Annotated in this window: 22 protein-coding genes; 3 read left to right on the forward strand and 19 right to left on the reverse strand. The window is 57.4% G+C overall.

The features are described 5' to 3' along the window. Window positions 1-7: 7 nt before the first annotated feature. The 11 genes from C5F52_RS22960 to C5F52_RS23010 all read right to left on the reverse strand — a co-directional run bounded on the left by C5F52_RS22960 (window position 8) and on the right by C5F52_RS23010 (window position 11,249). Entirely contained in the window at window positions 8-961 is a 954-nt protein-coding gene (locus C5F52_RS22960) for an ABC transporter permease (protein WP_104800679.1), read from the reverse strand. Further along, window positions 962-2,575 carry an ABC transporter substrate-binding protein gene (locus C5F52_RS22965; protein WP_104800680.1) on the reverse strand — a complete coding sequence of 538 codons (1,614 nt, stop codon included), beginning with the start codon at window positions 2,573-2,575 and terminating at the stop codon, window positions 962-964. A 241-nt stretch (window positions 2,576-2,816) separates the two neighbouring features. Beyond that, window positions 2,817-3,518 carry a GntR family transcriptional regulator gene (locus C5F52_RS22970; RefSeq protein WP_104800681.1) on the reverse strand — a complete coding sequence of 234 codons (702 nt, stop codon included), beginning with the start codon at window positions 3,516-3,518 and terminating at the stop codon, window positions 2,817-2,819. After that, complete coding sequence (gene hpxZ / locus C5F52_RS22975) at window positions 3,515-3,889, reverse strand: oxalurate catabolism protein HpxZ (protein WP_104800682.1); 375 nt, start codon at window positions 3,887-3,889, stop codon at window positions 3,515-3,517. Before hpxZ ends, C5F52_RS22970 begins: the two co-directional genes overlap by 4 nt. Continuing rightward, complete coding sequence (locus C5F52_RS22980; RefSeq protein ID WP_104800683.1) at window positions 3,890-5,287, reverse strand: AtzE family amidohydrolase; 1,398 nt, start codon at window positions 5,285-5,287, stop codon at window positions 3,890-3,892. 2 nt (window positions 5,288-5,289) lie between these two features. Continuing rightward, window positions 5,290-5,481: an AtzG-like protein gene (locus tag C5F52_RS22985; protein ID WP_104800684.1), complete on the reverse strand. Its 192-nt coding sequence runs from the start codon at window positions 5,479-5,481 to the stop codon at window positions 5,290-5,292. Continuing rightward, window positions 5,478-6,299 (reverse strand): ABC transporter ATP-binding protein, encoded by an 822-nt coding sequence (locus C5F52_RS22990; protein WP_104800685.1) that lies wholly within the window; start codon window positions 6,297-6,299, stop codon window positions 5,478-5,480. Before C5F52_RS22990 ends, C5F52_RS22985 begins: the two co-directional genes overlap by 4 nt. A 2-nt stretch (window positions 6,300-6,301) precedes the next feature. Further along, the gene (locus C5F52_RS22995; protein ID WP_369806871.1) at window positions 6,302-7,036 is read right to left on the reverse strand and encodes an ABC transporter permease; all 735 of its coding nucleotides are present in this window, start codon (window positions 7,034-7,036) and stop codon (window positions 6,302-6,304) included. Window positions 7,037-7,147: 111 nt separating this feature from the next. Further along, window positions 7,148-8,167 carry an ABC transporter substrate-binding protein gene (locus C5F52_RS23000; protein WP_104800686.1) on the reverse strand — a complete coding sequence of 340 codons (1,020 nt, stop codon included), beginning with the start codon at window positions 8,165-8,167 and terminating at the stop codon, window positions 7,148-7,150. Between the two features lie 42 nt (window positions 8,168-8,209). Then, a complete protein-coding gene (gene atzF, locus C5F52_RS23005) occupies window positions 8,210-9,952 on the reverse strand; it encodes an allophanate hydrolase (RefSeq protein ID WP_104800687.1) in 1,743 nt (580 codons plus the stop codon). A gap of 79 nt (window positions 9,953-10,031) precedes the next feature. Next, window positions 10,032-11,249 (reverse strand): polyhydroxyalkanoate depolymerase, encoded by a 1,218-nt coding sequence (locus C5F52_RS23010; RefSeq protein ID WP_104800751.1) that lies wholly within the window; start codon window positions 11,247-11,249, stop codon window positions 10,032-10,034. Window positions 11,250-11,372: 123 nt separating this feature from the next. On the opposite strand from C5F52_RS23010, the gene C5F52_RS23015 reads away from it, so the two are divergent. Continuing rightward, window positions 11,373-12,029 (forward strand): glutathione S-transferase family protein, encoded by a 657-nt coding sequence (locus C5F52_RS23015; RefSeq protein WP_104800688.1) that lies wholly within the window; start codon window positions 11,373-11,375, stop codon window positions 12,027-12,029. Window positions 12,030-12,031: 2 nt separating this feature from the next. Beyond that, entirely contained in the window at window positions 12,032-12,481 is a 450-nt protein-coding gene (locus C5F52_RS23020) for a cupin domain-containing protein (RefSeq protein ID WP_369953961.1), read from the forward strand. A gap of 66 nt (window positions 12,482-12,547) precedes the next feature. Here C5F52_RS23020 and C5F52_RS23025 read toward each other — a convergent pair whose 3' ends face one another. The 5 genes from C5F52_RS23025 to C5F52_RS23045 all read right to left on the reverse strand — a co-directional run bounded on the left by C5F52_RS23025 (window position 12,548) and on the right by C5F52_RS23045 (window position 18,255). After that, the gene (locus C5F52_RS23025; RefSeq protein WP_104800689.1) at window positions 12,548-13,417 is read right to left on the reverse strand and encodes an outer envelope protein; all 870 of its coding nucleotides are present in this window, start codon (window positions 13,415-13,417) and stop codon (window positions 12,548-12,550) included. A 103-nt stretch (window positions 13,418-13,520) separates the two neighbouring features. Beyond that, complete coding sequence (locus C5F52_RS23030; protein ID WP_104800690.1) at window positions 13,521-14,663, reverse strand: BMP family ABC transporter substrate-binding protein; 1,143 nt, start codon at window positions 14,661-14,663, stop codon at window positions 13,521-13,523. 40 nt (window positions 14,664-14,703) lie between these two features. Next, on the reverse strand, window positions 14,704-15,624 hold the full coding sequence (locus C5F52_RS23035) for an ABC transporter permease (RefSeq protein ID WP_104800691.1): 921 nt from the start codon (window positions 15,622-15,624) through the stop codon (window positions 14,704-14,706). Further along, on the reverse strand, window positions 15,624-16,712 hold the full coding sequence (locus C5F52_RS23040) for an ABC transporter permease (RefSeq protein WP_104800692.1): 1,089 nt from the start codon (window positions 16,710-16,712) through the stop codon (window positions 15,624-15,626). Before C5F52_RS23040 ends, C5F52_RS23035 begins: the two co-directional genes overlap by 1 nt. Next, on the reverse strand, window positions 16,699-18,255 hold the full coding sequence (locus tag C5F52_RS23045) for an ABC transporter ATP-binding protein (protein ID WP_104800693.1): 1,557 nt from the start codon (window positions 18,253-18,255) through the stop codon (window positions 16,699-16,701). Before C5F52_RS23045 ends, C5F52_RS23040 begins: the two co-directional genes overlap by 14 nt. 106 nt (window positions 18,256-18,361) lie before the next feature. On the opposite strand from C5F52_RS23045, the gene C5F52_RS23050 reads away from it, so the two are divergent. After that, on the forward strand, window positions 18,362-18,790 hold the full coding sequence (locus tag C5F52_RS23050; RefSeq protein ID WP_104800753.1) for a thioesterase family protein: 429 nt from the start codon (window positions 18,362-18,364) through the stop codon (window positions 18,788-18,790). On the opposite strand, the gene C5F52_RS23055 is transcribed toward C5F52_RS23050, so the two are convergent. The 3 genes from C5F52_RS23055 to C5F52_RS23065 are packed head-to-tail and all read right to left on the reverse strand — an operon-like array spanning window position 18,787 to window position 22,182. Next, on the reverse strand, window positions 18,787-20,127 hold the full coding sequence (locus tag C5F52_RS23055; protein ID WP_104800754.1) for a glycerate kinase: 1,341 nt from the start codon (window positions 20,125-20,127) through the stop codon (window positions 18,787-18,789). The two genes, C5F52_RS23050 and C5F52_RS23055, sit on opposite strands and share 4 nt — an antisense overlap. Before the next feature lie 7 nt (window positions 20,128-20,134). After that, the gene (locus C5F52_RS23060) at window positions 20,135-21,094 is read right to left on the reverse strand and encodes a tripartite tricarboxylate transporter substrate binding protein (RefSeq protein WP_104800694.1); all 960 of its coding nucleotides are present in this window, start codon (window positions 21,092-21,094) and stop codon (window positions 20,135-20,137) included. A 23-nt stretch (window positions 21,095-21,117) separates the two neighbouring features. Further along, window positions 21,118-22,182 (reverse strand): tartrate dehydrogenase, encoded by a 1,065-nt coding sequence (locus C5F52_RS23065; protein WP_104800695.1) that lies wholly within the window; start codon window positions 22,180-22,182, stop codon window positions 21,118-21,120. Between the last annotated feature and the right edge of the window lie 76 nt (window positions 22,183-22,258).

Genomic DNA, 22,258 nt, shown 5'->3' on the forward strand with positions numbered 1-22,258 from the left:
CGTTCTCTCAACCACGGCCCATGCGTGGATCGATCAGCGGCTGAACGATGTCCACCAACAAATTCAACACCACAAAGAACATGCACAGCACCAGCAAGGTACCTTGCAGCAAAGGCATGTCACGCTGAAAAATGGCGGTGTTCAACAAGAAGCCGGTGCCCGGCCACGCAAACACCGTCTCCACCAAAATCGAGCCGCCCATGAGGTAGCCCACTTGCAGGCCCGCCACGGCCAACACCGTCGGTGCCGTGTTTTTGGCCACATGACGAAACACCGCCATGCCACTCAAACCTCGGGCACGCAAAGCCACAACAAACTCTTGCTCCAACATGTCCGCCACCAAGGCACGCACCGTGCGGGTGATGATGCCCATGGGAATCACCGACAAGGTGACCGAAGGCAACACCAAATAACGCATGTGGTCCCAGTCCCACGACCAATCGGCGGAGCCCCCGGGGCCTGCACCCATCGCCGGAAACCAACCCAACCACGTTGAAAAAATGATCGTTAACACCAAGCCCAACCAATAGTGGGGAATGCTCACCCCCACCACAGACAAGGCCGTGGCAGCGCGGTCAATGCCGCTGCCATGTTTGTATCCCGCCAGCGCTCCGAGCACACAGCCCACCAACACCCCTAGGCCAGAGGCAATGCCCGCCAGCAACAAGGTGTTGCCAACAGCGCCAAAGACTTCGGTCACCACCGAGCGCCCAGAGGCGATGGAGGTGCCCAGGTCGCCCTGCAGTGCGCGCCACAGCCAAAGGCCGTATTGCACAGGCACAGGACGGTCCAAGCCATAAGCGCTTTTGAGGGCTTCGATCACGTCGGCCGGAGCGTCAGCGGGGGCAATGGCGTTGAGCGGATCGCCCGGTGCCAAGTACACCAACATGAACGACACCACCGTGACGCTGAGTGCGATGGGTAAGGCGTACAAGAGACGCTTGAGGATATAGGTCAGCATTTATTTCATGCGGATGGTAGTGAGGTCTTGGAACCAGTGTTGTGCTTGCACAAACTCTTGCACCTTGGGCGACATGGCGTGTGGGTTCACGTCATGCACAACCCACAGCATCAAAGACTCGTCGACCATGGTTTCGTGAATTTCAGCCAGCAGCTTGTCTTGAATCTTGGTGTCGAAATTCTTACGAATGGTGTCGATCGCGCCGTCCACTTTGGGGTTGTTGTAGCCCCCCCAGTTCACTCCGTTGGGCGCGATGTAACGGCTGTCCACAAAACGCGTGATGGCATAGAACGGATCGGCGGTGACGTAGCCCAAGTTGATGGCGCTGATGCCCTTGCCTGCGTTCATCTCCGCCTTGGCACCGTTGCGCCAGTGCAGGTACAAGTTCTCCAACTCAACCACTTCAAACTCCAACTGAATCCCCACCTCGGCCAAGCTTTGCTGGATGAACTCATTCATGGGCAAAGACAACATTTGCCCAGTCCCACCCTGCGCGATGATGACTTTGGCTTTGAGCGGTTTGGCAGGGCTGTAGCCTGCTTGCGCCATCAAAGCTTTGGCCGTTTTAACGTCGTAACCAATCTTGAACGATGGCTTGCCAAACCAGGGGCTGGTGCTGTCGAGTTGGCCTTTGGCGGGCGTGGCCAAACCATTGAGCAACTTCACAATCGCCTCGCGGTCAATCGCCAAGTTGGCGGCCTTGCGCACACGGATGTCGGTCCAAGGCGAGCCAGGCAAGGTTGAAAAGTGATACGGCCACACATGCGGCGTGACGTTTTGAACCAGCTTGAAACCTGAGCTCTTGAGCTGTGGCAACACATCAGGCGGCGGTGTTTCAATGATGTCGACTTGGCCATTCAATAAGGCGTTGGCGCGGGTCATGGCGTCTGGGATGGGCATCAAGATGATGCGGTCGGTCTTGGCCATGCGGGTCTTGTCCCAATAGGCTGCGTTCTTCACCAACTCGGCACGCTCGCGCGGCACTAATTTATCGAGCTTGAAGGGGCCTGTGCCTGAGGGTTGCGTTGCCAACTTGCTCCAGTCACGCCCCAGCTTTTCCCACTGCGCTGGGCTCGAAATCAAGAACCAAGGCAGTTGGTACGGAAAGAGCGCATCCACATCTTTGGTGGTGATCTCCACGGTGTACTCGTCCACCACGCGGTACGACGCAATCGATGGAATACGAGGGCGCACTTGCGCGCTTTGCTTGGCGTCAAATTGGGGCGACTTGTCGGCCAACACTTTGTCCAAGTTCCACACCACGGCGTCAGCTTTGAGCTCGGAGCCATCGTGAAACTTCACGCCTTTACGCAGGGTAAACAACCATTTCTTGTTGTCTTTGGCATCGACCTTCCAAGCACTGGCCAAGCCAGGCACCAACTTGCCCGGACGGGTGCCGATGTTGGCCTCCCACGCAACGAGCGGGTCATACAAAGTGTGGCCCGTGAATTGATAAGCACCGGCACCACGGTCTGGCTGCCCTGTGGTCAGCGGAATGTCGGCCATAGAGATGCCGTAACGCGCCACAGTCTCGGCATGCAAACCGCTGTGCAGCAGCAGAGCCATGGGTAAGGCGACCAGCCATCGCGGAAGTTGCTTGTGAACAGATTGCATGAAGGGCTCCAATGTGAAAAGAACACCTCATGGATTGCATGCAACGTGCCAACGTGTGCATTTTTCTGATGTTTTTAACAGGACCTTGATTTCAAAACGTTTTTTTGAGATTGCACAAAAATGCGCTTCAAAATTAGAAATAGTTGATTGAGGTGCAAGGACCACCTTGCATGCAAGCGCACCAAAAGAGCTCACCATTCGCGTGCATTGCACACAAGTTGTGTGCAATGCACAGCCCCCATCAGTCAGCTGTCAATCGCCGTGCTTGTTGTATTTGGTGCAAGGTGATGTTGCGCACCTGCGACTGACTGGTTTGAATGTGCGCGGTCAGCAAGGCTTTGACGGCATCGGCTTGCTGCGTCAGCACCGCCTGCAAAATTCGCGCGTGTTCGACGTACGTAGCTTGGATGCGGTCTTGCAAGGTGAAGTCCAGACGGCGCACGCTGCGAATGCGCTCAGTGATCTCGCGGTGCACGCGCTGCATTTCTGGATTGCCACTGGCTTGCACCAAATCCATGTGAAATGCCTCGTCCCATTGCGCCACGCACGCACGGTCGGTGCACCGCGCGTGCTCGTCCACCATCCAAATGCGGGCTTGTTCAGCCAACACCCGCAGATCAACAGCGTGTGCGTCGGGCTGGCACAAGCGTTGTACGGCCGTGGTTTCGATCACGATACGCAAATCGTAGAGGTGGTCAAACGTTTCAAAGTCAAACGGCTTGACTTCCCAGCCACTGCGAAAGTGCACATCCACAAAGCCTTCTTGCTGCAGACGAAACAGCGCTTGCCGAACGGGGGTGCGTGAGACCTGATGTCGATCGCACACTTCCATCTCGGTGAAGCGGTCACCCGGCAACCATCGAAATTCTGAAATATCGCGCTTGAGTTGCGCGTACACCGCATCCGCGCGCGAAGGGTCACGCACCGGATGCTTGGCACTCATGCCAACAAGCTGACGTGTGCGGCCACCACCCGCCAACCTTCAGGCGTGCGCACCCATGTTTGGCTTTGGCGACCGGTCCGTTCGCTGCCCACCCGTCGAAATTCGGTGTTGGCCGTGGCGAAGTCTTGGCCGTAGGTGGTGATGACGATGTTCATGCGCTCGCGCTGCAAACCTTGCGAGGGTCGGCAGGCTCGAAACTCTTTGATAGCGTCATAGCCAACCAAATTCTCGGTCGCACCGTAACGCAAGGTGTGGGGGCTGTTGTGAAACAGCTCATCCAACACCTCCACCTCGTTGTGCACCAAGGCATGTTCGTAGCGCTCAAAGGCAGCACTGACCTCAGCGACCACCTCGGGTAAGTTGATGTCCATTTAAAACCCTACTTTCTTCAAACCTGCTGCACCACTTTGCGACAGCACATGGGCCACACGAAATGCAGCCTCTTCACGCCAAGGCGCGGCAATCACTTGCACGCCGATGGGCATGCCCGCGGTGCCGTTGGGCCACATGGGTGCCACCACCACTGGGCAGCCTGCAAATGAAATGGGTTGCGTGAGCAAACCCATGGCCGCACGGCTGGGCAATTGTTGACCGTTCAGGTCCAGCCATTCGGTGCCAATGGTGTTTGCACTCACGGGTGTGGCGGGTGTCAACAACACGTCCCAATCTTCAAACAAGGCATTCACTTTCTCGCGGTACACGCGCCGAAAGCGCTGCGCCTGCACATACCAAGCCGCGGGCTGTAATGCCCCAGCGATGAAACGGTCGACCGACAAAGGCTCCATCGCATCGGCCTGGGTGCGCAAATGGTCCAGGTGCAACTGCCCGCCTTCGCTGGCCGTGATGATGAAGGCTGCCGCACGGGCCATGGCGGCTTCAGGCCAAGACACTGTTTGTGTCACCCCTAAAGCATGGGCAGCGTCTTGCACCACCTGTCGTGCGGGTGCCGTCGCGAAGTCGTGAAAGTAGCCATCCAACACACCGATGCGCAAACCATGCAGGCCTTGGTGCAAGGTCGAGGACACGGGCTCCACACGTTTGGCGTGGCAGCCTGGGTCAAGCGCATCCACCCCTTGCAAGGCGTCATAAGCCAAGCCCAAGCCTTGCAGCGAATCAGCAAACGGCCCGAGATGGTCAATGCTGTGCACGAACGGGTAGGTGCCGCGTCGTGACAAGCGGCCAAAGGTGGGCTTCAAGCCCCACACGCCACACAACGAGGCGGGCACGCGAATGGAGCCGTTGGTGTCGGAGCCCAGCGACAACGGCACTTGCCGTGCTGCCACGGCTGCGCCCGATCCGCCCGAAGAGCCCCCAGCAATGCGAGAGAGGTCGTGCGGGTTGTGACTCGGGCCGTAGTGCGTGTTCTCAGTGGTGAAGCCATAGGCGAACTCGTCCATGTTCAAGGCGCCCACCAACACGGCACCCGCTGCTTGCATTTGCTGCACCAAGAAGGCGTCAGCTTCAGCGGGTGGGTTGGTTTGATTCACGGCCGACCCCGCCAAGGTGACCGTGCCTTGGATGTCGTACAGGTTCTTCACCGCATAAGGCACACCCGCCAAAGGCGGCAAGGTCTCACCCCGCGCACGGCGTTGGTCAATGGCTTTGGCCTCTTGCGCTGCACGTTCAAAGCACGGCGTGGTGAAGGCGTTGACTTGTGCATCGGTTCCTTCAATGCGCTGTATGTATGCCGCCAACATCTCGCTGGCGGTGAACTGGCCCTTGGCAATGCCTTGGGCCACGGCCTCGGTGGAAAGTTGTTGTGTATCCATGGTCAGTGCGGCTTGGGGCAAAAGATTTCGGCGGGTTCATCGGCAGGCGTGAGGTGCGCACCTTCCAACATCTGAGCCATGGCCACGGTGCGATGCAGATGGGCAGCCACACGCGCTGCGCGCTCAGCCTCTAACGGAATGCTGAGGGTCTTGGCGTTGATGAGCACAAAGGCCAAGGTGTCTTGCTCTGTCATTTGCGTACCTCACGTTGAAAGATTTCAAGGCTGAGTTTTTTGGCATCGATGAAGCTGGGTTGGGTCAGCGTTTCGATGGTGCGCGGACGCGCATCGTTGTAATCCAAAATTTCCGCCACTTGGGTGGGCCGCTTGGTGAGCAACAAAATTTGGTCTGCCAAATAGACGGCCTCTTCCAAGTCATGCGACACCAGCAGCATGGTGGTGCCGGTTTGCATGAAGACGTCTTGCAGTTTTTCGCGGATGAACAAAGTCATCTCAAAGTCCAATGCAGAAAATGGCTCATCCAAAAACAGCACTTCGGGCTTGGGTGCCAAGGCCCGCATGATGGACGCCGTTTGTTGCTGGCCGCCCGACAATTCATACGGGTAGCGGTTGAGGTCAAACTTCACATCGAACGAAGCCACCAACTCGTCCATGCGCTGCGCCACTTCGGCTTTGGACTTGCCTTCGAGCTTCAGCGGATAAGCGATGTTGTCGATGGTGCGCATCCACGGGAACATGGCTTCGCGGTAGTTTTGGAACACATAACCAATTTTGGTTTCGCTCAATGATTTGCCATCAAACAAAATCTCACCACTGTCGATCGGAATCAAGCCCGCGATCATGTTGATCAAGGTGCTCTTGCCGCAACCGTTGGGGCCAAATACCGAGACGATCTTGTTCTTGGGAATGTCCAAGTTGAAGTTCTCATACAGCGGCCAACCCGCAAAGTACTTGGTCATGTTGCGGATGGTGATGTGGGTGCCCGCAGGACCCGGCACAAAAGGTGCGGGTGCTGGATCGGGTGCCATCATGGGGTTGAGGACGACGCTCATAGTTATCTTCCGCTCCAATGGACGATGCGTTTTTCAAGCACCAAAAACACAATGTTCAACACATAGCCCAAAGCGCCTGCCGCCAAGATGGAGGCATACATGTCACGCACATTCATCACCTGCTGCGAGTCGATGATGCGGTGGCCCAAGCCACGCTCAGAGCCAATGAACATCTCAGCCACGATGACAATCACCAAAGACATCGACACCGCGCTGCGCAAGCCCACAAACGTGGGTTGCAAGCTTTCCCAAATCAGCACATCTTTGAAGATTTGCCAACGCGTGGCCCCCATCACCTTGGCGGCCATGACGCGTTGCTTGCGCGCATTGATCACGCCATAAGCGCTGTTGAACAACACAATCAGCAGCGCACCAAATGCAGCAATGGCCACCTTGTTGATGTCGGACACACCAAAGATCATCAAGAACAAGGGAATCAACGCCGACGACGGTGTGGAGCGAAAGAAATCAATCACAAACTCCACACTGCGGTAAGCCCGCTCATTGCTACCGAGCAACACACCCACAGGCACACCCACCACGGCGGCAATCAAAAAAGCCTCTAAGGTGCGGATCAAGGTGTAGGCGAAGTCGCCCGACAAGCTGCCACCCGCCATGCCCACGAACAGCGTGCTGAGCGTGGTCCATGGTGAGGGCAACAAGATGGGCGGTATCAGCTTGAAGCGCACCACCAGATCCCAAATGATGAACAACACCAAGGGGCCCAGCATCGGCATCAAGCGCCATGGGCTCCATCGGCTGACCGTTGGAACCACGTTTGGCACGGGCGACGCCAAGCCCTTTTGTGCGGCGTTCATGAAGACAGCGGTGGAGGCTTCGTGCATGGTTTAGCCTTTGTAGAGCATGGAGTCGACCAACAGACGCGAGGGGAAGATGCCCTTGTCTGAGAACAAGTCAAAGAACTTCTGGAAGTACGCAATGTCCTTGGCCGTGAACTCGTTGTACATGGTGTAAGCGGCCATGGGCACCTCGGCAGTCAACGCACCTTCGATGGCGGTGTAGCCCTTGAGGTATTGGCGAGATTCCGCACCATTGCTGCGCACATAGGCAATGCCTTTGGCGTAAGCGGTGACGAACTTCTTCGTTTCAACGGGGTACTTCTTCACAAACTCGGCGGTCAATGACGCAGAGCCACCAAACCAAGGTGCCATCGCATCGCCCAAGATATATTTAGAGATCACGCCCGCCTCCAGCACGCGGGTGGTGTTGTTCAAGCGACCAATGGTGCCTGTGGGCTCCAAGGTGTACACCGCATCGACTTGCCCTGCGGCCAAGGCCGCGACGTGTTGGCTGATGGGCAACTCGATGACCGTGGCACCCGTAGCACCCGCACGCTCTAAAACAGTTCGGGCCAAGGTCAAGTTTTGAATGCCGGGGCCAGAGGCCACTTTTTTGCCTTTGAGCTCCGCCATGGTTTTGACGGGGCTGGCCAAGGGCACCAGGAACTCGTCCAACACATGTGTCGCGTTGCTGGGATTCGAGGCAAAGATCTTGAAGGTGCCGGGCGCGGCCAATTCACCAATCGCCAGGTTGGCCGATCCGGTGCCGTTGGCACTGCCATCACAACGCCCGGCCAACATGGCTTCCATGATCTGTGCGGCGCCAGCGAACTTGATGCCCTCCACGTCGAGCCCGGCTTCTTTGAAATAGCCTTTTTCCAACGCGGCATAAAAAGGCAAGCCTGCTGCAATGGGCCAGTAGCCAATGCGAATCTTGGGGGCGCTTTGTGCACGCACGATGGCAGGCGCACCGAAAACGCCTAACGCAGCTGTGGCTGCACCGGCTTGGAACAGCTTGCGACGCGAGGTGGCGACTTGGGTGTCTGTGGTGTTGAGGTTGGCAGTCATGAAAAGCTCCTAGACGTGGATGAAAAAAAGTGAATGAAAAAATCAAGTGAGTGTTTTGGCAAGGCTCGCGATGTAAGCGCGCCAACCGCCGAAATGAGTGATGTCTGTCGCGGCGATCAAGGCTTGGGGCTCACACAGAAAACCTTGCACGGTCGAACCGTCGGCGAGTTCCAAAGTGCCAATGCCAAGCGGCGCTGGAATCAACGCCACAAACGAGCCGTAATGGGCCACGGGCATTTCCCAGATTTCCAAAGCAATGGGTGCCCCCTGCCCTGTCTGCACACGCAACAAGCCTGGCTTAGGAGGCTGTGCGTTGGGCAAGGCAAAGAAACGGTAGTCGGGTGCCGTGTGCGCGGGGCCCACCAATCGCGCACCGCGTTCGGTTAGCTGTGTATTCAAAGGCATGCCACTGAGGTGCGCCCCGACCACGGCCACGCGAACGGTGGCTGCTGTTTGCAACTCGGCCATGGCACGCGGCTCAGGCAATGACACATCGGTGGCACCTTGCAACAAGCCCGTCGCGTGGTGGTAGCGCTGGCCTAAGTCGGCCAACTGCCAATCGCTGCCTGCACGACCAATCAAGGTGATGCCAAACGGCAAACCATCAGGGCGAATTTGGCTGGGCACAGACAACGCGGCGTAGTCAAACAAATTGACGAAGTTGGTGTACTGCCCCAAGTTGCGGTTGCACACCACAGGGTCGGCCTGCATTTGGGCGATCGTGTAATGCGTGGGCGCAGTGGGCACGAGCAACACGTCCATGTGTTGCCACATGCGTTCGGCTTGTTTCTCAAGGCGCTTGAGTTCGATCTCTGCGTGGATGTAGTCTGCCGCGCTGTACTGACGACCTTTGGCAATGATGCTGCGTACGGGTTCGATCACGTCTGCTTCATGGGCATCAAAAAAAGGCTGTATCGCGGCGTAGCGTTGGCTGACCAAGGCGCTCTCGTACAGCATGTTGGCTGCTTGCGACAAAGGTGCGTAATCGATGGTGACGGCTTGGCCACCTAAACGTGTGAGGTTTTGGATCGCCTGCGCAAAGGCCGCCTCTGCCAAAGCGTCGCCAAAGAAGTTCAAAGCGTTGGGCACACCAAAGCGAAAGCGAGCGGGTAAGGCTTGAGACGCCATGGGTACGCGACACGAAAACGGGTCCGCCTCGTCATAGCCCATGCAGGCACGCAAGGCGTCAGCAGCCACTGCCACCGTGCGTGCAAAGATGGACACACAGTCCACGTTTTGGGCTGCAGGCACCACGCCCCGCGCAGAAATCAAACCACGCGATGGCTTCAGCCCCACGATGTTGTTCAGGCCAGCGGGCACACGGCCAGAGCCTGCGGTGTCGGTGCCCAATGCAAAGTCCACCTGCCCCGTCGCCACCACATAGGCAGAGCCTGAACTAGAGCCCCCCGACACATAAGCTGGATTGAACGCGTTGGGCACAGCCCCATACGGCGAGCGCGTGCCGTTGAGCCCGCAGGCGAATTGATCGAGGTTGGTTTTGCCTTCTAGAACTGCGCCTGCATCTAGCAAGCGATGCACCACCTGCGCATCTTCACGCGCGGCATAGGCGAATGCTGGGCAGCCTGCTGTGGTGGTGAGGCCCAACACATCCATGTTGTCTTTCACAGCGAAGCGCAGGCCGTGCAAAGGTCCAGCACTTTTCACAGATGTATTGCCCTGCGCGTTTTCGGCGTGCGCGATGCGCGTGATCCATGCGGCATCACCGACGTGCGCTAGCTCAGCGTCTGTGCTGCGTGTGATTGCTGTGAATTGCCGTGACACCATGTTTGTGCATCCCATCTTGTATTCAAGATCGAATGCAAGGCTTGTGCCAAGTCCTAGTTAAAGACCGTGAAAGCAGCCATCACGTGGCAGAGCGGATCATGTTGCGCACCACAGGATAAATCTGAGCCTCCCAACGGCGGCCGTTGAACACCCCATAGTGGCCCACACCTGCTTGCAGGTGGTGCGTTTTTCGATAAGCCGGCAAGACGCTGCACAGGTCTTGTGCTGCCAGCGTTTGACCCATGCCGCAAATGTCATCACGCTCGCCCTCAACGGTCAGCAAAAACGTTTTGCGAATGGCCTTCATATTCAAAGGTCGGCCCTTGTAGGTGAGCAAGCCCTTGGGCAGCAAGTGTTCTTGAAACACGTTCTTCACGGTCTCTAAATAGAACGGCCCCGACAGATCCATGATGGCGAAATACTCTTTGTAGAAGTCGCGAATCAAATCAGCTTTTTCGTCTTCACCGTTCACGCGGTGTTCATACAGCGTTTTGAACGACTGGCGATGGCGGTCTAAGTTCATATTCAAAAACGCCATCAGCTGCATGAAGCCGGGGTACACACGCCGCCCCACGCCTTTGAAATGCAAGGGCACCATGCCCACGAGTTTTTGCTCAAACCACTCAATCGGCTGAGTCATCGCCAACTCGTTCACTTGCGTCGGGTTGACGCGCGTATCAATCGGGCCGGCCATCAAGGTCAGAGAAGCAGGCTGGCAGTCGCTACGGTCTTCAGCCATCACGGCCGTCGCCGCCAAGCACGCCACAGTGGGCTGACACACGCCCATCAAATGGGTGTTCGGCCCCAAGTGCTGCATGAACCAAATGATGTGTTCGATGTATTCATCCAAACCAAAAACACCTTCGCTCATCGGTATGTCGCGGATGTTGCGCCAATCGGTCAGGTACACCTCGTGGTCTTGCACCAAGGTCTGTACCGTGCCGCGCAGCAAGGTGGCGAAGTGTCCAGACATGGGGGCGACCAACAAGACCTTGGGCAAATCCACCGCGTCTTCGCGTTTGAAACACATGAGGTCGCAAAACGGTGTGCCGTACACCCGGCTCTCGCGCACAGGCACGGCCACACCTCTCGCGTTCACCACGGGTTCGATGTTGAATTCAGGGCGCACATGCGTGAAACCCAGCAGCGCGATCTGCTCGTAATAGGCCGCCATGCGCTGCAAAGGTGTGATGCGCTGGCCATCGAACCACGTCAGGCTGATGTCACGCGCATGCTCTGCAAATTTTCGGATGGGGTCTGACAGGTCTGCCACCACTTGGTAGTTCTGATAAATCATCGCGGCCTCTTTCATCACCCGCAGGTGCTGTGTATCTCACATCGCTGGTGCAAGAGCCGTGCCACGCATGGCATATCTTTTGCAAGGTTTGAGTCACACCTCACAGCACAAAGATCAAACACCATGGCCAAGACGACGCTCACCCTCAGCAGCAAGAACTACTCCTCTTGGTCACTGCGAGGCTGGCTGATGGTCAAGCTCGCAGGGCTGTCCTTCGAGGAAGTACCTGTGGCAACCGACAACGTCGATGCACGCGCAGAACTTTTATTGCTCTCGCCTTCCATCCTTGTGCCTTGCTTAGAACACGGCAAAGCGAAGGTGTGGGACACCCTAGCCATCGGCGAGTACCTCAACGAGATCGCACCAAAAGCAGCGCTGCTGCCCACCAACGCGGTGCACCGCGCACATTGCCGGTCCATTTGTGGCGAGATGCATTCGGGGTTTTCAGCCCTGCGTGCCTCGTTGCCCATGAACATCAAAGGTCGTTTCAACAAATTCAAGGTGTGGTCCAAAGCACAACTCGACATTGATCGCGTGCTCTTCATCTGGCGCGACTGCCTCACCACCTACAAAGGCCCGTTTTTATTTGGCAAGAAACCCACGCTTGCAGACTGCATGTTCGCGCCTGTGGTGACGCGCTTCATCACCTATGGCATTGCCCTCGACCCTGTGTGCGAGGCGTACTGCAAAACCATTTTGTCGATGCCCGAGATGAAGGAGTGGATGGCAGCCGCAACTGCAGAGCCTGACGATATTGAAGAACTTGAAGTGGAGTTTTAACCATGCCTACCGCCGTTTCTAAAACCATTGCCTACGAGAGCAACACCGATTTCTCGCACGTCAAACCCGAAGACACCCAGTTCTTACCCGGTGGCTTGCGCGACTTCTTTGTGTACCGTGATTTGGGCGTTGCCAAAGCCACACGCGGCAAGGTGATTGCCCACATCGCCAAAGCCAACATGCCGCCCGACAACGGCACAGGCTGGCACTACCACGTGGCCGAATTTCAAATCGTCATCATGCTCAAAGGCTGGGCGCGCTTTATGTATGGCGAGACACCCACGCTGGTGTCTGCCGGCGACTGCGTGCACCAGCGCCCGGGCATCGTGCACTACCTGTTCGACTACTCGCCCGATATGGAGTACTTGGAAATCGTGGGGCCTGCAGACTTTGAGTCCATCTCTGTGGAAGGGCCGTGTGCGGTTCCGGCCATCACGCCTTGGGTGAAGTGATTTACTTTCTTTAAAGACGAAAAAAAGGCCACCCGAAGGTGGCCTTTTTGTTGAATCGCACTTGGATTAGAAGTGGTATTCAGCACGCAGCATCGGAGTTTTAGCCGTTGCGCCTGGACCCGCTTGACCAGCACCAATCGCTGCAGTCGTAGGGTTACCAAATTTGTTTTTCCAGTATTGGTATTCCACGCCTACTTTGAGTGTGTTCTTGCTGGCGTTCACAGCGGCGCTCATGTCGTACATCACTTGCATGTCGATGTTGGTTTCAGCAGCGGTATCGCCACCAAACTCGTTCTTACCTTTGGCCGCAATAAAGTTTGCAAAACCTTCAAACGACAAAGTAACAGAGGCCACGCTGAATGGAATACCCCATGACAAACCGATCATGGGATGGGTGTCATAGCTGTAACGTGGTGTCGCAGTGCTGGTGAAGGTGCTGTAAGGCGCATTGCTTTCAGCCAATGCCAACAAACTCACGTTCAAAAAGCCAGGCACATCCAGCATCAAGGTTGGGCCCACCACCAGCATTTCCTTCTTCGAGTTGTAGCCCGCGTCGGTTTTGGTGTTGAAGTCAAAACCAGCCGTCACGCCCAAACCACGGACAACGCCTGATTTGAATGACTTGCCCGTGACCTTTTCCAAATCTAAGGTATTGCGATACACCACGTACACCTCGCGTGCACCGTCGGTGGAACCTGCACTGGAAGGGTCGTTTTTGTTGGACAACAACAAATCGACGTTGAAGAAGTTAGAGCCGTACTTGTAACCACTTGCGTGCGTGAGGCCATAAATATTTTTGGTGATCTCGGTGCTGCCAAAGGGCTCCGCATATTTAGAGCCGTGGCGAAAGCTCAGCGACGTGTCGCTCCAATCCGCAGCTTGGGCTGAGGTTGCGGCTATGGCTGCAAAAACGATAAGTGCAAGTTTGTGGTGCATGATTTAGCTTCCTTCTCGGTTAAAAGAATGAATTAGCAAAACCCGAGCCAGAAACAAAAAAAACCACCCGAAGGTGGTTTTTTCGAAAACTGTTTACACAGTTTTATTTAGCGCCCGGCACTTTGCCTTCGACGCCTTTGACGTAGAAGCCAACACCGCTCAAGAACTTGTCGTCAGCGACTTCGTCTTTCTTCAGCACTTCTTTGCCTGTGTTGTCGAGCAATGGGCCTTTCCAGATAACGAAGCTGCCATCTTTCAAACCAGCTTTGACGGTCTCCACTTTGGCTTTGGTCTCGGCTGGCACGTCTTCAGCGATGGACACGATATCAATCGCGCCGTCTTTCACGCCAGACCAGGTGTGGCCGCCGCCTGTCCACTTGCCTTCCAAGGCGGCGCGGGTGGCGTTGATGTAGTAAGGCGTCCAGTTGATCACGGCAGAAGCCAAGTGGGCCTTGGGACCGTAGGCGGTCATGTCGGAGTCCCAACCGAAGGCGCGCTTACCTTTGTCTTGGGCTGTTTTCAACACAGCAGGAGAGTCCGTGTTTTGGAACAAGATGTCAGCACCGCCGTTGATGAGCGATGTGGCAGCTTCTGTTTCTTTCGGTGGGTTGAACCACTCGTTGACCCACACGACTTTGGTTTTGACTTTGGGGTTGCTGGACTGAGCGCCCAAGGTGAAGCTGTTGATGTTGCGAATGACTTCAGGAATCGCGATAGAAGCCACCACACCCAAGGTGTTGGTCTTGGTCATCTTGCCCGCGATCACGCCAGCCATGTACGCGCCTTCGTAGGTGCGGCTGTCGTAAGTGCGCATGTTGGTCGCTTGCTTGTAGCCTGTGGCGTGTTCGAACTTCACGTCGGGGGTGTCAGCCGCCACTTTGAGCATGGGCTCCATGTAGCCAAAGGTGGTGCCAAACACCAGCTTGTTGCCTTGGCCAACCATGTCGCGAATCACGCGTTCTGCGTCAGCCGACTCGGGCACGTTCTCAACGAACGAGGTTTGAATTTTGTCGCCGAATTCTTTCTCCAAGGCCTTGCGTGCGTTGTCGTGCGCAAAGGTCCAACCGCCGTCGCCCACGGGGCCGACGTAGGCAAATGCAATCTTCAAAGGCTCAGGCTTGGCCGCGGCAGCGGGTGCTTCCGCAGGTTTAGCTTCTTCTTTTTTGCCACAGCCGACCAACACAGCAGCTGCCACAGCGCTCAAAGCTGCAACGTGCATCCAACGACGTTTGAACATGTCTGTCATGAAATTTCCTTTGAAAAAAGCATTGAAAAAAGCGAACGAATTATGAGCCAGGGAAAAACGGTTTGCCGATCGAGGCGGGCATGTTCACCCGCAACCAACGCGGGTTGCGCGAGATCAAGGCCAACACCACGATGGTGGCGAGGTAGGGCAGCATGCTCAAGAACTGGCTGGGCACATCCACGCCCGACGCCTGCAAATGAAACTGCAACATGGTCACACCACCAAACAGATAAGCACCAAGCAACACGCGTGCCGGGCGCCAAGTGGCGAAGGTGGTGAGGGCCAAAGCGATCCAGCCTTTGCCCGCGATCATGCCTTCCACCCACAGCGGTGTGTAAATGATGGAGATATAAGCCCCTGCCAAACCGCATAGGGCGCCGCCGGCCACAACCGCCAACAAACGGATGCGACGCACGGGGTAACCTAAGGCGTGCGCCGACTCTGGCGACTCACCCACCGCACGCAACACCAAGCCCGCACGGGTGCGGTAGAGGAAATAAATCAAGGCGAAGGTCAGCGCAATTGCGCCATACACCAGCGGATGGTGTTTGAACAAGGCGGGGCCCACAAACGGCAGATCGGCCAACACGGGCACCTCAAACTGCATGCGCTCTGGCAGTTTGGCCTGCACAAAGCTTACGCCCACAAAGGCAGAGAAACCGCCCCCAAACAAGCTCAAAGCCAAGCCCGTGGCGTATTGGTTGGTGTTCATCCAAATCACCAACACGCCAAACAGCGCAGCCATCAAAGCGCCTGCGCCCATGCCAGCCAAGAGGCCCAGCACGTCGCTGCCCGTGGTGGCCACCGTTGCAAAGCCCGCAATGGCGGCGCACAGCATCATGCCCTCGGCGCCTAAATTAACGATGCCTGCTTTTTCATTGATCAACAAGCCCAACGATGCCAGCGCCAAAACAGTGCCTGCATTCATGGTGGCGGCCCACAACAGTGCGTAGGTTTCCATCACAGTGCTCCCTCTGAACGTGAACGCGACGCACGAGACACCCAGCGCACGCGGTATTGCATCAAGGTGTCACACGCCAACAGGGTGAACAGCAACAAACCTTGAAACACACCCGTCAACGAACGTGGCAAGCCCAACCGCGATTGCGCCAGCTCACCCCCGATGTAGAACATGCTCATCAACACCGCCGACAAGACCATGCCCACCGGATGCAAGCGCCCCACAAACGCCACGATGATGGCGGCAAAGCCATAGCCTGCAGGCACAAACGGCGTGAGTTGACGCAGCGGCCCCGCCACTTCCAAGCCACCCGCCAAACCAGCTGCCGCACCCGATGTCAGCAGCGCCAACCACAGCGCCTTGCGCGATGAAAAGCCTGCATAGCGCGCCGCATCGGGTGCCAAGCCGCCCACTTGCTGCGCAAAACCGGCGTGCGTGCGAAACAAAAACACCCACAAGCCAGCAGCCCCGGCCAACGCCAACAGCACACCAATGTTCACGCGCGTGCCCGTGATGAGTTTGGGAATTTGGGTGATGGCATCAAAGGTTTTGGTTTGTGGAAAGTTATAGCCCAAAGGGTCTTTCCAAGGGCCGTAGACCATGTAGTTCAGCGCCATCACAGCCACGTACACCAGCATCAGGCTGACCAAAATCTCGCTGGCATTGAAACGGTCACGCAACACCGCGGTGAGGCTGGCCCACGCCATGCCACCCACAACGCCTGCCAACAAAATCAACACCCAAAAGCCTGGCCCCGTGTTGGCATCGGCCATCAGGGCAACCCCAGAGGCAAACACCGCGCCCATCACAAACTGCCCTTCGGCGCCAATGTTCCACACGTTGGAGCGAAAGCACACAGCGAGCCCCAAGGCAATCAACAGCAAGGGCGTGGCTTTGACCATCAGTTCAGACAAGGCATACACGCTCTTGATGGGCTCCCAAAAGAACACCCCCAAACCGCGCACGGGGTCTTTGCCCAAGGCCATGAAGAGTCCGATGCCCAAGATCACGGTGATGGCCAAGGCCAACACGGGTGAGGCGTAGCGCCAAAGCGTGGACGGCTGGGCACGGGGCTCAAGACGCAACATGGGCCACCTCCTGTTGTGCAGCCGCAGGTGTTTTCCACAAGCCACTCATCCAAGCACCAATGCGTGACACGCTGGCTTCTTCACGACTCAGCGCGGGCGACAACTCGCCATGCGCGATGACGTGCAAACGGTCTGACAGTTCTAACAATTCGTCCAACTCCTCACTCACCACCAGCACGGCGCAGCCGGCATCACGCAAGGCCAGCAATGCGGCGCGAATTTGCGCCGAAGCCCCAACGTCCACGCCCCACGTGGGTTGCGAGACGATCAACAGCTTCGGAGCCGCCTCGATCTCGCGTCCCATCAAAAACTTTTGCAAATTACCACCCGAGAGCGAACGCGCCGCCGCATCTGGACCACCCGCTTTGACTTGGTAGCGCGCCATGATGGCCTCGGCCTGCGCCTGCAAAGTTTTTAAATTCAACCAACCCAGGACTTTGAGCCAACCCGTACTGGCCACCGCTTCGTGACGGGTGAGCAACAGGTTTTGCGCCAAGCTCAGGCTGGGCACAGCGCCACGCCCCAAGCGCTCTTCAGGCACAAAGTGCAGGCCGTGGGCTCGGCGTTGGTCAGGGCTCCATCGTCCGACCGATTGGCCGGCCAAGGCAATGCTGTCGTGCGGGGCACGCCGATCTTCCCCCGACAAGGCAAACAACAACTCGCGCTGACCATTGCCCGACACACCGGCAATGCCCACCACCTCGCCGGCACGCACTTGCAAGTCGACGCCTTTGAGGTCCACGCCAAAAGGATCGTCCGCCGTCAAACGCAAATCGCGCACGGTCAACACCTCTGCGCCGGGCTGGTGTGTGCGCACATTCAGTTCAGGGGGCAAGCTGCCAATCATGAGCTGACTCAGCGAGGCATTGGTTTCTTGGCGCGGGTCACACACGCCCGTCACGCGGCCTGCACGCATCACCGTGCACGCGGTGCACAAGGCACGAATTTCGTGGAGCTTGTGGCTGATGTACAAAATGCTGCGGCCTTCAGACGCCAGTTGGCGCAGCACCACAAACAGTTTCTCGACCGCCTGCGGCGTCAACACCGAGGTGGGTTCGTCCAAGATCAAGAGCTGGGGGTTGGTCAACAACGCACGGATGATTTCAACCCGCTGCATCTCGCCCACGCTCAAGGTGTGCACTAGGCGCTGTGGGTCAATGTCCAAGCCGTATTGCGACGCGGTGTCGGTGATGCGCTGGGTGACCTCGGCCAAACTGAAATGCTTGTCCAACCCTAGCCACACGTTCTCAGCCACGCTGAGCGTGTCAAACAAACTGAAGTGTTGAAACACCATGCTGATGCCCAAACGACGCGCCTCTTGCGGGTTGCGAATGTGCACCACCTCGCCGTTGAAGCGCATCTCGCCCGCATCGGGTTTCACCGCGCCGTAAATGATCTTCATCAAGGTCGACTTACCCGCACCGTTCTCGCCCAACACGGCGTGAATTTCGCCGGGTTGCACGGTCAAACTGACGGCATCGTTAGCCACCACGGCGGGGTAACGCTTGGTGATGTGAGCGAGAGACAAACGGGGACTAGACATGACAAAACATCGAAACTCGTGAAGCACATGAGGTTAACAGCACGCAAGGGCCGTGCCCGCGACACCCAGCCCCAGACAAACCCCTTAAATGCCAGACAATCTGAGCATGAGCAAAACCATTGTTTACCCACAAAAAGTCGAATTTGGCGACTGCGATCCGGCCCGCATCGTCTGGTTTCCCAACTTCTTTCGCTGGATTGACGCGGCCTCGCGCCACTTCTTTGTGCAATGCGGCGTGCCGTCTTGGCACGAGACCGAGCAAACCTTGGGCGTGATCGGCACGCCGCTGGTCGACACCCATGCGCGCTTTGTCAAAACTGCCAGCTATGGCGATTTGCTGGAGATTCACACCAGCATCACCGAATGGCGCGAAAAGAGCTTCGTGATGCACTACGAAATTCGTCGTGGCGAAGACTTGATCATGGCGTGCGACGAGGTGCGCATCTTTGCCGCACACCGCGAAGGTGCCAACGCCTCGCAGCCTGGCATCCGTGCGGTGGCCATTCCGCCATCGATTCGCAGCCTGTGCGATTAAAGCACCAGCATCGCCCGAAAGTCGTTGACGTTGGTGTGCGTGGGGCCGGTGATGACCAAGTCGCCCACCGCGCTGAAAAAACCGTAGGCATCGTTACGGTCTAAGCAGTTGGCAGGTTTCACGCCTTGCGCCTCTGCGCGCGCCAAGGTGTCGGGTGACACGGCGGCACCGGCGTTGTCTTCAATGCCGTCAATGCCATCGGTGTCCGCCGCGATGGCCCACACCCCCGCTTGCGCTTGTAGGGCGACAGCCAGTCCCAAACAAAACTCGCCGGCACGGCCGCCTCGGCCCTTGGGAGTTCCCTCTGGCTGTTTGCGAATGGTGACCGTGGTTTCGCCACCACTCAAAATGACACAGGGCTTTTGAAACGGGCCTTTGCCCTGCGCCGCAGCGCGGGCCAAAGCGGCATGCACCTTGCCCACTTCGCGGGACTCACCTTCGAGTTCATCGCTCAAAACATACGCATTCAAACCCGCGGCACGGGCCAGCTCAGCGGCTGCATCGAGCGACTGCTGGGGCGTGGCAATCAGGTGAACCGGTTGCTCATCCCACTGCGGGCTGGGCTTGGGCGTTTCTAAAGTCCCGGCTTTCAACGCGGCTTCAATCGCGGCAGGCACCGCAATTTTGTAGCGCTGCAAAATCGCCCACGCATCTGCGCAGGTCGTGCGGTCGGCCACGGTGGGGCCACTGGCGATGACCGAGGGGTCGTCGCCCGGCACATCGCTGATGGTCAGCGTCACCACTTGCGCGGGCGCACAAGCTGCCGCCAAACGACCGCCTTTGATGCGCGACAAATGCTTGCGCACGCAATTCATTTCGCCAATGTTGGCCCCGCTGTTGAGCAAGTCGCGGTTGATGCGTTGCTTGTCTTCCAGCGTCAAGCCCTCGGCGGGCAAGGTCAGCAAGGCCGAGCCTCCGCCTGAAATCAAGCACAACACCAAGTCGTCTTTGGTCAAGCCTTGGGTCAATTCCAAAATACGTTCGGCAGCCGCTAAGCCTGCCGCATCCGGCACGGGGTGCGAGGCTTCGACCACCTCAATGCGCTCAGGCAAACCTTCAGGACGTGGCGGAATGTGGTGATAACGCGTGACCACCAAACCCGACAGCGGTTTGTCAGCGGGCCACAAAGCCTCCACCGCCTGCGCCATGGCACCACCCGCTTTGCCCGCACCCAGCACCACGGTGCGACCTTTAGGCGGCTTGGGCAAATAGGCAGCGGTGTTGTGCAGCGGCAAGGCGCGCAGCACGGCGGCATCGTAGAGCTGACGTAAAAAAACCTGCGGCTGTGCGCACACAGCTGCAGGCGACTGAAAAACAGAAGGGGTCGAAGAAGTCAGAGGATGCTCACTTTTTGCCAAGACCCAAACGCGCAGCACCTTCGGTGTAGAGCTGGGTGCGTTCTTTCATGAAGGCATCCATTTGGTCCACACCGATGTTGACCAATTCAAAGCCGTTTTTGGCTGCGAGTTCTTTCATTTCGGGGTCGTTGTTGAGGTTGGCCCACAGCTCAGACAAACGCTTGCGCTGCTCGGGCGTGGCTGATTTTGGCACGCCAATGCCGCGGTAGGCCCCGTCCACCCAGTTGACACCCAACTCTTTGAAGGTGGGCACATCGGGCATCAGCGGGTGACGCTGCTCCATCGCCACAGCCAGGGCGCGCACACGCGTTTTGTTGTTGATGGCAAACGGCGTGTAAGTGATGGCGCCATCCACTTGGCTGCCCAACACGGCGGTGGTCATGTCGCCCGTGCCTTTGAAAGGGATGTAAATGGTTTTGACGTTGAAAGCTGCATTCAAACGCTCATGCGCGGCGTGGTTGGCCGAGTTCAAACCTGAGCCACCCAACGACAACTTGCCGGGCTCTTTTTTGACCGCAGCCAAAAACTCGGCAAAGGTTTTGATGGGGCTGGCGACAGGCACCACCAAGATGTCAGGCGTGTAGTGGAACCAATACACAGGCGTGACATCGGCCGTCTTGTATTGCACTTGACCCTCGATGGGCTGAAACACGATGTGCGGCAAGTTGATGCCCACCACGTTCACGCCATCGGCAGGCAGGCTGTTCATCTGTGTCCACATCAAAGCGCCACCCGCACCGGCCTTGTACTGCACCACGGTATCAATGGCTGCGCACTTCTTTTTCAGCACTGCTTGCTGGTGGCGCGCCGACAAATCGGACTCGCCGCCAGGTGGGAAGGCCTGCCAGTACTGCACGTTTTTATCGGGGCAAGGCTGAGCAAACGCAGCCGCGGTAAGCAGCGCGGACGCTGCAGCAAGAACTTTGAAAGACAGATTGAAACGCATGGTGTTGTCTCCAGTTTTTAGGGTTAAATCATCAAAGCACAAACGGCCTGTGTCACCTGCTCGGTGGTGGCCTTGCCGCCCAAGTCGCCCGTGTGCAAAGCAGGGTTGGCCGTGACTTGCTCGATGGCATGCATCAGTTTTTGCGCAGCCTCGAACTCGCCCAAATGCTCCAACAGCATGACGCAACTCCAGAAAGTGCCTACAGGGTTTGCCAGCCCTTTGCCCATGATGTCGAAGGCCGAGCCGTGGATGGGCTCGAACATGCTGGGGTAACGGCGCTCGGGATCAATGTTGCCGGTTGGGGCGATGCCTAAGCTGCCTGCCAACGCAGCGGCCAAGTCGCTCAAGATGTCCGCGTGCAAGTTGGTGGCCACGAGGGTGTCCAGCGTGGCAGGACGGTTGACCATGCGGGCCGTGGCCGCGTCGACCAGTTCTTTGTCCCATTTGACGTCGGGAAACTCTTGGCTGATTTGCACGGCAATTTCATCCCACATCACCATGGCATGGCGTTGCGCGTTGGACTTGGTGACCACGGTCAACAACTTGCGGGGGCGCGATTGCGCCAGCTTGAAGGCGTAACGCATGATGCGCTCCACGCCAGCGCGGGTCATCATCGACACGTCGGTGGCCACTTCAATCGGATGGCCTTGGTGGGCACGACCGCCCACGCCAGAGTACTCGCCCTCGGAGTTTTCGCGCACGATGACCCAGTCGAGGTCTTTGGCTGTGCAGCGCTTCAGCGGCGCGTCAATGCCGGGCAAGATGCGCGTGGGGCGCACGTTGGCGTATTGGTCAAAGCCTTGGCAAATTTTCAGGCGCAAACCCCACAGGGTGATGTGGTCGGGAATGTGCGGGTCACCTGCCGAGCCAAACAAAATGGCATCCATGGGGCGCAGGGCATCGAGGCCGTCTTTGGGCATCATCTCGCCATGGGCGCGGTACCAGTCGCCGCCCCAGCCAAAGCTGGTGAACTCGAAGTTGAAATCTTGGCGGGCCGCAGCCAATGCTTGCAGCACTTGCTGACCGGCCGGCACCACCTCTTTGCCAATGCCGTCACCGGGAATGCATGCGATTTTGTAGGTCTTCATAAATAGGAACTGTGTGTCGAGGTTGAAACAAGCCACAACCTTAGGCGACACATCGATTCATGAACGAGCGCAAATT

This window comes from Limnohabitans sp. TS-CS-82 (assembly GCF_002943475.1).

Coding starts and splice junctions, on each gene's coding strand:
- C5F52_RS22960 (WP_104800679.1), bottom strand. CDS start 961: ATGCTGACCTATATCCTCAAGCGTCTCTTGTACGCCTTACCCATCGCA.
- C5F52_RS22965 (WP_104800680.1), bottom strand. CDS start 2,575: ATGCAATCTGTTCACAAGCAACTTCCGCGATGGCTGGTCGCCTTACCC.
- C5F52_RS22970 (WP_104800681.1), bottom strand. CDS start 3,518: ATGAGTGCCAAGCATCCGGTGCGTGACCCTTCGCGCGCGGATGCGGTG.
- hpxZ (WP_104800682.1), bottom strand. CDS start 3,889: ATGGACATCAACTTACCCGAGGTGGTCGCTGAGGTCAGTGCTGCCTTT.
- C5F52_RS22980 (WP_104800683.1), bottom strand. CDS start 5,287: ATGGATACACAACAACTTTCCACCGAGGCCGTGGCCCAAGGCATTGCC.
- C5F52_RS22985 (WP_104800684.1), bottom strand. CDS start 5,481: ATGACAGAGCAAGACACCTTGGCCTTTGTGCTCATCAACGCCAAGACC.
- C5F52_RS22990 (WP_104800685.1), bottom strand. CDS start 6,299: ATGAGCGTCGTCCTCAACCCCATGATGGCACCCGATCCAGCACCCGCA.
- C5F52_RS22995 (WP_369806871.1), bottom strand. CDS start 7,036: ATGCCGATGCTGGGCCCCTTGGTGTTGTTCATCATTTGGGATCTGGTG.
- C5F52_RS23000 (WP_104800686.1), bottom strand. CDS start 8,167: ATGACTGCCAACCTCAACACCACAGACACCCAAGTCGCCACCTCGCGT.
- atzF (WP_104800687.1), bottom strand. CDS start 9,952: ATGGTGTCACGGCAATTCACAGCAATCACACGCAGCACAGACGCTGAG.
- C5F52_RS23010 (WP_104800751.1), bottom strand. CDS start 11,249: ATGATTTATCAGAACTACCAAGTGGTGGCAGACCTGTCAGACCCCATC.
- C5F52_RS23015 (WP_104800688.1), top strand. CDS start 11,373: ATGGCCAAGACGACGCTCACCCTCAGCAGCAAGAACTACTCCTCTTGG.
- C5F52_RS23020 (WP_369953961.1), top strand. CDS start 12,032: ATGCCTACCGCCGTTTCTAAAACCATTGCCTACGAGAGCAACACCGAT.
- C5F52_RS23025 (WP_104800689.1), bottom strand. CDS start 13,417: ATGCACCACAAACTTGCACTTATCGTTTTTGCAGCCATAGCCGCAACC.
- C5F52_RS23030 (WP_104800690.1), bottom strand. CDS start 14,663: ATGACAGACATGTTCAAACGTCGTTGGATGCACGTTGCAGCTTTGAGC.
- C5F52_RS23035 (WP_104800691.1), bottom strand. CDS start 15,624: ATGGAAACCTACGCACTGTTGTGGGCCGCCACCATGAATGCAGGCACT.
- C5F52_RS23040 (WP_104800692.1), bottom strand. CDS start 16,712: ATGTTGCGTCTTGAGCCCCGTGCCCAGCCGTCCACGCTTTGGCGCTAC.
- C5F52_RS23045 (WP_104800693.1), bottom strand. CDS start 18,255: ATGTCTAGTCCCCGTTTGTCTCTCGCTCACATCACCAAGCGTTACCCC.
- C5F52_RS23050 (WP_104800753.1), top strand. CDS start 18,362: ATGAGCAAAACCATTGTTTACCCACAAAAAGTCGAATTTGGCGACTGC.
- C5F52_RS23060 (WP_104800694.1), bottom strand. CDS start 21,094: ATGCGTTTCAATCTGTCTTTCAAAGTTCTTGCTGCAGCGTCCGCGCTG.
- C5F52_RS23065 (WP_104800695.1), bottom strand. CDS start 22,182: ATGAAGACCTACAAAATCGCATGCATTCCCGGTGACGGCATTGGCAAA.